This window comes from Massilia litorea, assembly GCF_015101885.1.
GTDB lineage: Bacteria > Pseudomonadota > Gammaproteobacteria > Burkholderiales > Burkholderiaceae_D > Telluria > Telluria litorea.
In genome coordinates this window covers 4,326,282-4,339,632 of record NZ_CP062941.1, presented here as the reverse complement: position 1 = coordinate 4,339,632, position 13,351 = coordinate 4,326,282, and the positions used below count along the sequence as shown (strand labels likewise).

Annotated in this window: 4 protein-coding genes; all 4 read left to right on the top strand. The window is 67.7% G+C overall.

Annotated features, from left to right (window positions below; translation table 11 throughout):
• Positions 1 to 3 precede the first annotated feature (3 nt).
• A complete protein-coding gene (locus tag LPB04_RS19490; RefSeq protein WP_193686128.1) occupies positions 4 to 1,173 on the top strand; it encodes a cystathionine beta-lyase in 1,170 nt (389 codons plus the stop codon).
• A gap of 242 nt (positions 1,174 to 1,415) precedes the next feature.
• Entirely contained in the window at positions 1,416 to 3,578 is a 2,163-nt protein-coding gene (locus LPB04_RS19485) for a peptidase domain-containing ABC transporter (protein WP_193686127.1), read from the top strand.
• A 36-nt stretch (positions 3,579 to 3,614) separates the two neighbouring features.
• Positions 3,615 to 11,840: a beta strand repeat-containing protein gene (locus LPB04_RS24320; RefSeq protein ID WP_193686126.1), complete on the top strand. Its 8,226-nt coding sequence runs from the start codon at positions 3,615 to 3,617 to the stop codon at positions 11,838 to 11,840.
• 61 nt (positions 11,841 to 11,901) lie between these two features.
• Positions 11,902 to 13,272 carry an HlyD family type I secretion periplasmic adaptor subunit gene (locus tag LPB04_RS19475; protein ID WP_193686125.1) on the top strand — a complete coding sequence of 457 codons (1,371 nt, stop codon included), beginning with the start codon at positions 11,902 to 11,904 and terminating at the stop codon, positions 13,270 to 13,272.
• Positions 13,273 to 13,351 lie beyond the last annotated feature (79 nt).

Genomic DNA, 13,351 nt, shown 5'->3' with positions numbered 1-13,351 from the left:
ACCATGACGAAGAAGTCGCTCCAGACCCAGATCATCCACACGGATTACACGGCCCCGGGCGGCTTCGCCGCCTTCCCGCCGGCCATCCACCACGCCTCCACCGTGCTGTTCGAGAGCGTCGCGGCGATGCGCTCGGGCGAGTGGAAAGAGAAGAACGCCTATACCTACGGCCTGCACGGCACGCCGACCACCTTCACCCTGGAAGCGCGCCTGGCCGAGATCGAGGACGCGCGCCACTGCCTGCTCGCGCCCTCGGGCCTGGCGGCGATCGCGATGGTGGACTTCGCGCTGCTCAAAACCGGCGACGACGTCCTGCTGCCCGATAACGTCTACAACCCGAATCGCGAACTGGGGCGCTGGCTGTCGAACGATTTCGGCATCACCGCACGCTATTATGATCCGCTGGTCGGCGCCGGTATCGCCGACCTGATCCAGCCGAACACGAAGCTGGTCTGGACCGAGGCGCCGGGTTCAGTGTCGATGGAAGTGCCCGATCTGCCTGCGATCTGCGCCGCGGCGCATGCGCGCGGCGTGCTGGTCGCGCTCGACAACACCTGGTCGGCGGGCCTCGCATTGCGCGGTTTCGACCTGGGCGTGGACATCATCATGCAGGCGCTGACCAAATACCAGTCGGGCGGCTCGGACGTCCTGATGGGCGCCGTGATGACGCGCGACCGCGCCGTTCACGACAAGCTGGCGATGGCCCACATGCGCCTCGGCCTCGGCGTGAGCGCGGACGACGCGTATCTGGTGATGCGCGGCCTGCCGAGCATGAAGCTGCGCTTCGAGGCCCACGATGCCGGCGCACGCCGGGTCGCGGCCTGGCTCAAGGCGCGTCCCGAAATCACCAGCGTGCTGCATCCCGCCTTCGAGGACTGCCCGGGTCACGCCACCTGGCAGCGCGACTTCAGCGGCGCCGGCGGCCTGTTCTCGGTCATCTTCGACGAGCGCTACACGGAGGAGCAGACCGACCGCTTCGTCGACTCGCTCGCGCTGTTCGGCCTCGGCTACAGCTGGGGCGGCGCGAACAGCCTGGTGATGCCCTACCGGATGGCGGCGATCCGCCGCAACTGGGAAGGCAAGGGGACCCTGGTACGCTTTAATATCGGCCTTGAAAGTACGGACGACCTGATTGCCGACATCGAGCAGGCGCTCGGCCAACTGCAGAAGTAAGCAACCTGGTCTGGACAAGGAAACCACCGCATGCGGTGGTTTTTTTACATTGGGCCCGGCTCGCTAGATTTCCCACTGTCTGCTCCGCGCAACACATTCCTCCGGCAGGTGGCGCGCACGCCCGGCGCCTTGAGGAAGACCATTGCCATACGGCAACTCCATGATAAAATATTTCTCATTAGAAAGACCGCTTGTCGAAACAGCATGGTCTTCGCATTCAACGCAGAGAGAAACTGGGGTTTATGGCGCTTACCGACATCGTTCGGCGTGAGGAAGTCCTGTGGGCATTGGGGAGCCTGTGCGGCCTGTATCGGCTCCCATTCGACAGTGGATTGGTCGCCCAGCAATTTCCACCCCCATATTGCGTTGCCAGCTTCCACGAGATGGCGCGCGCCGTCGGCATCCGCACGGGCAGCTGCGCCGTCGCCGGCCTCGACTGGCAACAGCTTCCCCTGCCTGCCATCGCTTTCCTGCGCACGCCGCAGGCGGACGGCAGCGAAGTGCATTCCCTGCTGCTCATCCTGAAGACCGATGGCCAGACCCTGAGCTGTTTTCGTGCCGGTTCCGACCTCGCCGAATCGATCGCGATCGACGAGGCCGGCCTGCGCTTCGCGCCCGAGCTGCTCCTGTTCGGCAAGGAAACGACGATCGAAGCCGGCCCGGACGCGGAGATCGCCGGTTTTAGCAGCGAACAAAAGCCCTTCGGCTTCCGCTGGTTCCTGCCCGAGCTGGTGAAACACAAGGCGATCTGGCGCGACATCCTGCTCGCCTCGCTGGCGATCCAGCTGGTCGGCCTGGCGACGCCCCTGTTCACCCAGGCGATCATCGACAAGGTGGTCGTGCACCAGACCCAGAATACCCTTGCCGTGCTGGCTGTCGGCCTGCTGATGTTCATGGTCTTTACCTCGGGCATGACCTGGCTGCGCCAATACCTGGTGCTGCATACGGGAAACCGGATCGACGCCGTGCTCGGCAGCGAGGTGTTCCGCCACCTGCTGCGCCTGCCCTTGCCTTACTTCGAGCAGCGTCCGACCGGCACCCTGGTCGCGCGCCTGCATGGCGTCGAGACGATCCGCGAATTCATCTCGGGCGCGGCCGTCACGCTGATCCTCGACCTGCCTTTCCTGCTGATCTTCCTGGCCGTGATGTTCAGCTACAGCTGGCAGCTCTCGCTGATCGCGCTCGGCCTGCTCGGCGTCATCGCCGTGATGGGCATCCTGGTCACGCCGCTGTTTCGCGATCGCCTGAACAGGCAGTTCATGCTGGGCGCGCGCAACCAGGCCTTCCTGACCGAATACCTGGCCGGCATGGGCACCGTGAAATCGCTGCAGATGGAACCGGACGTCGACCGCAAGTACGGCGACCTGCTGGCCCAGTCGCTGGCAGCCGGCTTCTCGACCAAGCAGGTAGGCAACACCTATAACGTCGCCGCCAATGCGGTCGAGCAGGTGATGACGCTGTCCATCCTGCTGGTGGGCGCGCTGCTGGTCATGCGCAACGACGGCTTCACCATCGGCATGCTGGTCGCCTTCCAGATGTTCGCCGGGCGCATGAGCCAGCCGATGCTGCGGCTGTCCGGCCTGTGGCAGGAGTTCCAACAGGCGAACATCGCCGTGAAGCGCCTGGGCGACATGATGGACATGCCGACCGAGCCCCACGCGATGGTGCCGAGCCGCGAAGCCCGCGGGCAGGGCGCGCTCGAGCTGGTCAACCTGGCCTTCCGCTATTCCGAGCACCACCCCTGGCTGTACCGCAACCTGAACCTGTCGTTCAAGCCGGGGCGCCTCTCCGTGCTGATGGGGGCTTCGGGCTGCGGCAAGAGCACCCTCGCCAAGCTGCTGCTGGGCTTTTACCAGCCGGGCGACGGCCAGGTCCTGCTCGATGGGCGCGACATCCGCTTCCTGGCCGCGAATGAACTGCGCCGCAGCTTCGGCGTCGTGCCCCAGGAGACCGTGCTGTTTTCCGGCACGATCTACGACAACCTGGTGATGGCGCATCCGCATGCCAGCTTCGACGACGTCATCGCCGCCTGCAAGGCCGCCGAGATCCACGACACCATCGACAAGCTGCCCCAGGGCTACCAGACCGAGATCGGCGAGCGCGGCACCGGCCTGTCCGGCGGCCAGCGCCAGCGCCTGGCGATCGCGCGCGCACTGCTGCGCAACCCGAACATCCTGATTTTCGACGAAGCCGTGTCGAACCTCGACCAGCAGACCGCCGAGGGCTTCGCGCGTACCGTGAACTCCCTGAAGGGCAAGGTCACGATGGTCTTCATCACGCACCAGATTCCGCGTGGCCTGCAGGTCGACGAAGTGTTCAGCTTCGATCGCTCCGCCGCAACCCGCAGCCATCCCGCAGCAAAAATGCAGGTCGTGCCGCCCGCCGCGCAAGCACCCGCCGCCTGATTCCCCAGCCTTCCGACGTAAAACAAGAGGAAACCCATGACCACCACGAATTCGTCCGTCACCACCACGCTGTCGTCCACCGTCGACGACCTGATCCTGACGGGCAGTGCCGACATCAACGGCACCGGTAATGCGCTGAACAACACGATCACCGGCAACAGCGGCGCCAACGTCCTCGATGGCCGCGGCGGCGCCGACACGCTGATCGGCGCGGCCGGCGACGACACCTATGTGGTCGACAACGCCGGCGACCGCGTGGTCGAGAACGGGGGCGAAGGCACCGATACGGTCCAGTCCAGCGTGACCTACACCCTGGGTGACAACGTCGAGAACCTGACCCTGACCGGCTCCGGTTCCGTCAACGGCACCGGTAACGCCCTCGATAACGTCATCACCGGCAACAACGGCGCCAACATCCTGAGCGGCCTGGACGGTAACGACACCCTGATTGGCGCGGCCGGCAACGACACCCTCGACGGCGGGACCGGCATTGATACCATGAGCGGCGGCACCGGCGACGACGTCTATGTGGTCGATGCCGCCGGCGACAGCGTGATCGAAGCGGCGGGCGGCGGCAGCGACACCGTCCAGTCGAGCATCGACTACACCCTGGGCGACAACGTCGAGAACCTGACGCTCACGGGCACGGCCGACCTGGCCGGCAGCGGCAATGCGCTCAACAACCTCATTACGGGCAACAGCGGCGCGAATACGGTGCAGGCCGGCGCCGGTGCCGACACCGTCAATGCCGGCGCCGGCAACGACTTCGTCTTCGGCGGCGACGGCAACGACATCCTCAACGGCCAGGCCGGCGACGACAGCCTGGTCGGCGAAGCGGGCAACGACCTGATCGATGGCGGCCTGGGTGCCGACACGATGGAAGGCGGCAGTGGCGACGACACCTATGTGGTCGACAACGGCGGCGACCTGGTGGTCGAAGCGGCCGGCGCTGGCGTCGATACCGTGCAGTCGAGCATCGGCTACACCCTGACGGAAAACACCGAGAACCTCGTGCTGACCGGCAGCGCCGTGCTCGAAGGCAGCGGCAACACGCTCGACAATGTCATCAACGGCAACAGCGGCGCCAACGTCCTGTACGGCCTGGAGGGCAACGATACGCTGAACGGCAACGGCGGCGACGACCGCCTGGTCGGCGGCCTCGGCAACGATACCCTGGACGGCGGCACCGGCGTCGACCGCATGGAAGGCGGCAGCGGCGACGACACCTATGTGGTCGACAACAGCGCCGACGTGGTCAGCGAACTGGCCGGCGAAGGCATCGACAAGGTGCTGGCGGGCGTCAACTACACCCTGAGCGCCGAGGTCGAGAACCTGACGCTGACCGGCAGTGCCGGCACCGGCGCCGGCAACGAGCTCGACAACACGATCAGCGGCAACAATGGCAACAACCTGCTGTTCGGCATGGACGGCGCCGACGTCCTCTTCGGTAACGCGGGCAACGACACCCTGGACGGCGGCCTCGGCGCCGACACCATGGACGGCGGGCAAGGCGACGATACCTATGTGATCGACCAGGCGGGCGACCGCGTCACCGAGGCGGTGGGCGTCGGCAACGACACGGTACGCTCGAACATCAGCTACACGCTGACCGACAACGTCGAGAACCTGGTGCTACTGGGCAGCGAAGACCTGGACGGCATCGGCAACACGCTGGCCAACGTCATGACCGGCAACGCCGGCAACAACAGCTTCGCGGCGGGCGCCGGCAACGACACCCTCAACGGTGGCGCCGGCAATGACCTGCTGCTGGGCGAAGCGGGCAACGACCTCCTCGACGGCGGCCTCGGCGCCGACCGCATGGAAGGCGGCAGCGGCGACGATACCTACATCCTCGACGATGCGGGCGACCTGATCATCGAAGGCGCGGGCGCAGGCACCGACCTGGTCAACGCGGGCATCAGCTATACGCTGACCGACAACGTCGAGAACCTGAACCTGACCGGCACCCAGGACATCGCGGGCACCGGCAACGAGCTGAACAACATCATCAACGGCAATGCCGGCGCCAACGTCCTCGACGGCCTGGCAGGCAACGACACCCTCAATGGCGGTCTCGGCAACGATACCCTGATCGGCGGCGAAGGCAACGACGCCCTGAACGGCGACGGCGGGGACGACCAGCTGCAAGGCGACGCCGGCAACGACGTGCTCAACGGCGGCACGGGTAACGACCGCATGGCCGGCGGCCTGGGCGACGATACCTTCATCGTCGACAGCGTGCTGGACCTGGTGGTCGAGAACGCAAGCGAAGGCCTCGACACGGTGCAGTCCGGCGTCGACTACACCCTCACCGCCAACACCGAGAACCTGGTGCTGACGGGCGGCGCCGGCACGCGCGGCACCGGTAACGAGCTTGACAACACGGTCACCGGCAATAACGCGAACAACAGCCTGTTCGGCCTCGAAGGCAAGGACACGCTGGCCGGCCTCTACGGCAACGACACCCTCGACGGCGGCCTCGGCGCCGACCTGATGCAGGGCGGCTACGGCGACGACGCCTACATCGTCGAGAATGCGGGCGACGTCGTGGAAGAACTGGCCGGCGCCGGCACCGACACCGTGTATTCGAGCATCGACTACACGCTCACCGCCAACGTCGAGAACCTGACCCTGACCGGCACGGATGACCTGAACGGCGCCGGCAACGCGCTCAACAACATCATTACCGGCAACAGCGGCAACAACACCGCCGCCGCCGGCGATGGCGCCGACACCGTCTACGCGGGTGCCGGCAAGGACAGCATCAGCGGCGGCAACGGCAACGACGTTCTCTACGGCGAGGCGGGCGACGACCAGCTCTTCGGCGACGCCGGCAACGACATCGTGAACGGCGGCGCGGGCGCGGACCGCATGGCGGGCGGCCTGGGCGACGACACCTTCGTGGTCGACGACAACGGCGACCTGGTCGTCGAAGCGGCGGGCGAGGGCACCGACCTGGTCCAGTCGAGCATCACCTACACCCTCACCGACAATGTCGAGAACCTGACCCTGACCGGCACGCTCGACATCGACGGCAACGGCAACGAACTGGCCAACATCATCAACGGCAACACCGGCGCGAACGTCCTCGACGGCAAGGCCGGCAACGACACCATCAACGGCAACCTCGGCAACGACACCCTGATCGGCGGCGACGGCGACGATACCCTCAACGGCGACCTCGGCGACGACCGCCTGCAGGGCGACGCCGGCAAGGACCTGCTCAACGGCGGCGTGGGTGCCGACAGCATGGCCGGCGGCACGGAGGACGACGTCTACGTCGTCGACAATGCGGGCGATCTGGTTGTCGAGAACGCGGGCGAGGGCAGCGACACGGTCCAGTCCTCGATCACCTATACCCTGACCGACAGCGTCGAAAACCTGGTGCTCACCGGCGGCGCGGTCATCAACGGCAGCGGTAACGAGCTCGACAACGTCATCACCGGCAACAATGCGGCCAATACCCTGAACGGCGGCGCGGGCATGGACACGCTGGTCGGCAACGGCGGCGACGACATCCTCGACGGCGGCAGCGGTGCCGACCTGATGCAGGGCGGCGTCGGCAACGACACCTATGTGGTCGAGGATGCGAAGGATGCCGTCGTCGAGGGCGCGGGCGCCGGCACGGACACCGTGCAGTCCTCGATCGATTACACCCTGACGGCCAATGTCGAGAACCTGGTGCTGACGGGCGCCGCCAACCTGTCCGGCAGCGGCAACGCGCTGGCCAACAGCATCACCGGCAACGCCGGCAACAACCTGATCGACGGCGGCGCAGGCATCGACACCATGGCCGGCGGCGCCGGCGACGACACCTATATCGCCGACAACACGGCCGACCTCATCACGGAAGCGGCAAACGCCGGCACCGACATCGTCTATGCTAGCGCGAACTACACGCTCTCGAACAACGTCGAGAACCTGGTCCTGACCGGCGCCGCCGCGATCAACGGCACCGGCAACGCGCAGGACAACCTGATCACGGGCAACGACGCGGCCAATGTTCTCTCCGGCATGGCCGGCAACGACACCATCCTCGGTGGCGCCGGCAACGACACGCTCGACGGCGGCGTCGGCAACGACGTCCTCATCGGCGGCAGCGGCAACGACACCTACGTCATCGACAACGCGGCCGACCGCATCGTCGAGAACGCGGGCGAGGGCGTGGACACGGTCCAGTCCAGCTTCTCGACTTCGCTGGGCGAACAGCTCGAGAACCTGACCCTCACCGGCAGCGCCAACCTCGACGGCAGCGGTAACGATGCCGACAACCTCATCACGGGCAACGGCGGCAACAACGTTCTCGACGGCGGCGCCGGCAACGACACCCTGGTCGGCGGCGCCGGCAACGACACCCTCGTCGGCGGCGCCGGCGCGGACAGCCTGCAGGGCGGCAGCGGCGACGACATCTATGAAGTGGACACGGCCGACACCGTCGTCGAGGCGGCGGGCGGCGGTACCGACACGGTGCGCGCGGGCTTCAGCTACACCCTTGGCGCCAACGTCGAAAACCTGGTGCTGCAAGGCACTGGCGACCTGAACGGCACCGGCAACGCGCTGGCCAACAGCATCCTCGGCACGAGCGGCGCCAACGTCCTTGACGGCGGCCTCGGCGCCGATACCCTGGCCGGCGCTGCCGGCGACGATACCTATATCGTCGACAACGCCGGCGACGTCGTGATCGAAGCGGCGGGCGAGGGCGTGGACACCGTGCTGGCCAGTGCGACGACCCTGCTGTCGGCGAACGTCGAGCACCTGGTACTGACCGGCAGCGCCAACATCAACGGCACCGGCAATGCGCTCGACAACACCATCACCGGCAACGGCGGCGCCAACCTGATCGACGGCGGCGCGGGCAACGACATCCTGAATGGCGGCGCCGGCAGCGATACGCTGCTGGGCGGCGCGGGCGACGACCGCCTGGACGGCGGTTTTGACGCCGACATGCTGCAGGGCGGCGCCGGCAACGACGTCTACCTGGTCGACAACGCCGGCGACACCGTCGTCGAAGCGGCCGGCAACGGCGTCGACACGGTCTACGCCAGCGCCAGCCACGTGCTGGGTGCGAACGTGGAAAACCTGGTCCTGACCGGCGGCGCCAACCTGCAGGGCAGCGGCAACGCCTCGGACAACGTCCTGACCGGCAACAGCGGCGACAACCTCCTGTCCGGCATGGCCGGCAACGACACCCTGGCCGGCGGCGCCGGCAACGACCTGCTGCTGGGCGGCGCGGGCAAGGATACCTATCTGTTCGGCGCCGGCGACGGCAACGACCGCGTGATCGATTCGGAAGGCAGCGGCACGCTCGCCATCCGCGGCGGACTCACCGCCGCCGACCTCCATGCCGGGCAGTCCGGCAATGACCTCGTCCTGACCATCGTCGCCACCGGCGACAGCATCGTGCTGGCCGACTGGCTGGTCCAGTCCGAGGGCGTGACGGAGATCGTGTTCGACGACGGCACCACGCTCGACCATGGCGGCATCGCCGGCCTGCTGAACGCGGCGCCGACCGCAGCGGACGACCTGCTGGCGCTGGGCGAAGACGACGGACTGCTGAACGTCCCCGTGACCCGGCTGCTGGCCAACGACACCGACCCGGACGCCGGCGACGTGGTGACCGTGATCGCGGTCGGCCAGTCGGCGCTCGGCGTGGACCTGAGCCTGCAGGACGGCATGCTCGGCTACGAAATCGGCGACGCTTACCAGAGCCTGGCGGCGGGCGAGGTTGTGGAAGACAGCTTCACCTACACCATCGCCGACGCCATGGGCGAAACCTCGACCGCGACGGCCCACGTGCGCATCGTCGGCGTCAACGACGGTCCGGTGACGGCCGGCGACAGCGCCGCCACGGCGGAAGACAATGCCGCCGCGGTGACCGGCAACGTACTGGCCAACGACAGCGACATCGACCGCGGCACCGTGCTGCAGGTGGCCGCGCCGGGCAGGTATGACGGCGTCTACGGCAATCTCACCATCGCCCAGGACGGCAGCTACAGCTACGCCCTGAACGCGGGGGCCGCGAACGTGCAGGCCCTGAACGCGGGCGAAACCGTGACCGACACCTTCGCCTACGTGGCGACCGACGGCATCGCCGGCAGCGCAGCGAACCTGACCATCACGATCGCCGGCGCCAACGACGCGCCGGTGGTGAGCGCCGACGTGGCGCAGGTCAGCGAAGACCTGGCCCCGGCCGTCAGCGGCAACCTGCTGGCCAACGACCGCGATGCGGACGCGGGCACCGCGCTGGCCGTGGCGGCACCGGGCACCTATGCCGGCATCTACGGCAGCCTGGTGGTGGCGCAGGACGGCGGCTACACCTACACCCTGGACAACAGCCTGCAGGCAGTGCAGGCGCTGGGCGCAGGCCAGACGGTCGTCGACCGCTTCAGCTACCTCGCTACCGACGGCAGCGCGCAGTCGGCATCGGAACTGGCCATTACGATCACCGGCACCAACGACGCGCCGGCGGTGAGCGCCGACGTGGCGCAGGTCAGCGAAGACCTGGCCCCGGCGGTCAGCGGTAGCCTGCTGGCCAACGACCGCGATGCGGACGCGGGCACCGCGCTGGCCGTGGCGGCACCGGGCACCTATGCCGGCATCTACGGCAGCCTGGTGGTGGCGCAGGACGGCGGCTACAGCTACAACCTGGACAACAGTCTGCAGGCGGTCCAGGCGCTGGCCGCCGGCCAGACGGTCGTCGATCGCTTCAGCTACCTCGCCACCGACGGCGGCGCGCAGTCGGCATCGGAACTGGCCATTACCATCACCGGCACCAACGACGCGCCGCTGGTCAGCGCCGATACCGCCCAGGTGGGCGAGGACGGCACGCTCGTCGCCAGCGGCAACCTGCTGGCCAACGACCACGACGTCGACGCCGGCTCCGTGCTGGCAGTGGCGGCGCCGGGCACCTATGCCGGCATCTACGGCAGCCTGGTGCTGGCCCAGGACGGCAGTTACACCTACAGCCTGGACAACGGCTCGCAGGTCGTGCAGGCCCTCGCCGCGGGCCAGACCGTGGTCGACAGCTTCAGCTACCTCGCCACCGATGGCCAGGCGAATGCCGCCTCGCAGTTCGCGGTCACCATCACCGGCACCAACGACGTGCCGGTGCTGGCCGCCGACAGCGCGCGCCTGACCGAAGACGCGGCCGGCGTGAGCGGCAACCTGCTGGCCAACGACCGCGATGTCGACGCCGGCACCCGCCTGGCGCTGACCAACGCCGGCACCGTGACCGGCAGCCTGGGCAAGCTGACCCTGGCCCAGGACGGCAGCTACAGCTACCAGCTCGACACCGCCGCTGCGCAGTCGCTGGGCCGCAATGCGAGCGTCACCGAGCGCTTCGTGGTCAAGGCCAGCGACGGCATCGCCGGCGCCGCCTCGACCCTGGACATCACTGTCGCCGGCGTGAACGACGCACCGATCGTGGTGACGCAGCTGGCCGACCATGACGTCACCTTCAACAAGGCCTTCTCGTTTGCGCTCCCGGCCGGCAGCTTCAAGGACATCGACAAGGGCGACACGCTGAGCTACACGGCCGCCCTGGCCGACGGTACGGCGCTGCCGACCTGGCTGAAGTTCGACGCGGCCACCGGCACCTTCTCGGGCACCTCGCCCAAGCAGGTCGGCAAGATCGACGTGCGCGTCACGGCCACCGACGCTGCTGCCGACGGCAGCACGGCCGGCAGCCTGTCGGCCTCGGACGTGTTCACGCTGGCGGTCAGCCACGGCAACGAAGGCCTGGGCAATGGCGAGGACGCCGCACCGGCGGGCCACGACACGAACCAGAACGACGGCCCGGGCACGTCGCCGGGCAATCCTGGTTCGGCCGGCGGCAAGAAGCTGTCGCTGTCGGCTGGTGTCACGGCGTCGAACGGCGTGGCGACCCTCGCGGTTGCCGCCGCGGTCGAAGCGCCCGCTGCCGGCACTGCCAGCGGCCCGGCGGTGCCGAGCTACCTGAACTTCAACAAGGTCGCCGAGTTCGCGCTGCCCGCCCCGGTTGTCGCCAACACGACCTCGGCGCAGGCCTTCGGCGCCTGGCTGGCGGTCGATCTCGCGGTCTCGAAGGCGCAGGCGGACAGCAAGACGCTGACCTGGGCCGACGAACGCAATGGCGTCGACACCACGGTGCTGGCGCAGGCGAGCAGCGGCTTCCTCGGCTCGACCACCGCCTTCGGCGGCGGCCAGGCCTCGCTGGCCGCGATCGGCGGCGTCGAGCTGAAGGGCTTCGAAGGCCTCGGCAAGGGTACGAAGAAAATCAAGTAAGTCCGGAAGGCCGGGACCGCGGGTCCCGGCCACCTTACATTAACCAGATGAGTCATCGTCCGTGAACAGCAAAAAAACCAGCGCGTGGTCCGGTTACCCCGCCAACGCACTCGATTTCTCGCCGCCGCTGCTGCGCCTGCAAGGCGAGGCGCCGAATCCGCTCGGCCGCAAGGTGCTATGGGCCTTGCTGCTGCTGTTGGCCGGGATGGCGGTGTGGTCGATCGTCGGCCGCCTCGACATCGTCGCGGTCGCGGAGGGCAAGCTCGTGCCGCAGAGCTATGTGAAGATCGTCCAGCCCGCCGAGTCGGGCATCGTCAAGGAGATCCTGGTGCGCGAAGGCGACAGCGTGCGCGCCGGGCAGGTGTTGATGCGCATGGATACGCTGCTGACCGACGCCGACGCCAACTCCGTGCAGTCCGACCTGCAGGGCAAGCGCCTGGCGCTGCGCCGTATCGATGCCGAGCTGGCCGATGCGCCTTTCCACAGCCAGGCGGGCGATTCGGCCCACCTCGCCGCCGCCGCGCAGGCGCAGTACCGGGCCGACCGCGCCGCTTTCGAGGCGGCACTGGCCGAGGAGCGCAGCCGCCTGGCCAAGGCGCGCCAGGACCTGGCAGCCGCCCTCGAGGTCGAGCACAAGTTCAGCGCCATCCTCCCGCATTACCGCGAACAGGAAAAAGCCTTCGAAAAGCTCGGCCGCGACGGTTTCGCGAACGGCGTGCTGGTCAGCGACAAGCGGCGCGAACGCATCGAAAAGGAGCAGGAGCTCGCGACCCAGTCGCACATGATCGAATCGGCACGGGCCGGCGTGCGGCAATCGGAGATGAAGCTGGTCCAGATCGACTCCGACTACCGGCGCCAGCTGCACGTCGAGCGCGGCGAGGCCCAGCGCGCCGTCGACCAGCTGTCGCAGGAGCTGGCCAAGCAGACCCACCGCAAGGAACTGATGGAACTGAAGGCGACCCAGGACAGCGTGGTCAAGGACCTGGCGACCCATTCGATCGGCACCGTCGTGCAGCCCGGCACCGTGCTGCTGACCCTGGTGCCGCGTAACGAAAGCCTGCGCGCCGAAGTCTGGCTGTCGAACGACGACATCGGTTTCGTGAAGGAAGGGCAGACCGTCAGGATGAAGTTTGCCGCCTTCCCGTTCCAGAAGTACGGCATGGTGCAGGGGCGGGTGGAGCACATCGGCGCCGATGCGGTCGACGCCGCGCAGGAGGGGGCGCCGGCCGCCGCGCCCGGCGCCACGCCGCGTTCGACCTACAAGGCGCTGGTCGCGCTCGACGCCTCGGCGCTCGAAGCCGACGGCACGCGCTTCCCGCTCAGCGCCGGCATGCAGGCGAACGCCGAAATCCTGCTCGGCACCCGCACCGTGATCGAATACCTGCTGTCGCCGATGCAGAAGGCCTGGCACGAAGCGGCCCGCGAGCGTTGAGGACAAGCGCCGGGCGGCGCGGCAAAACGAAAAGGGCGCGTGGAGCAAAACTCCACGCGTCCTTTGTCCTGATCGAGCG

Coding starts and splice junctions, on each gene's coding strand:
- LPB04_RS19490 (WP_193686128.1), top strand. CDS start 4: ATGACGAAGAAGTCGCTCCAGACCCAGATCATCCACACGGATTACACG.
- LPB04_RS19485 (WP_193686127.1), top strand. CDS start 1,416: ATGGCGCTTACCGACATCGTTCGGCGTGAGGAAGTCCTGTGGGCATTG.
- LPB04_RS24320 (WP_193686126.1), top strand. CDS start 3,615: ATGACCACCACGAATTCGTCCGTCACCACCACGCTGTCGTCCACCGTC.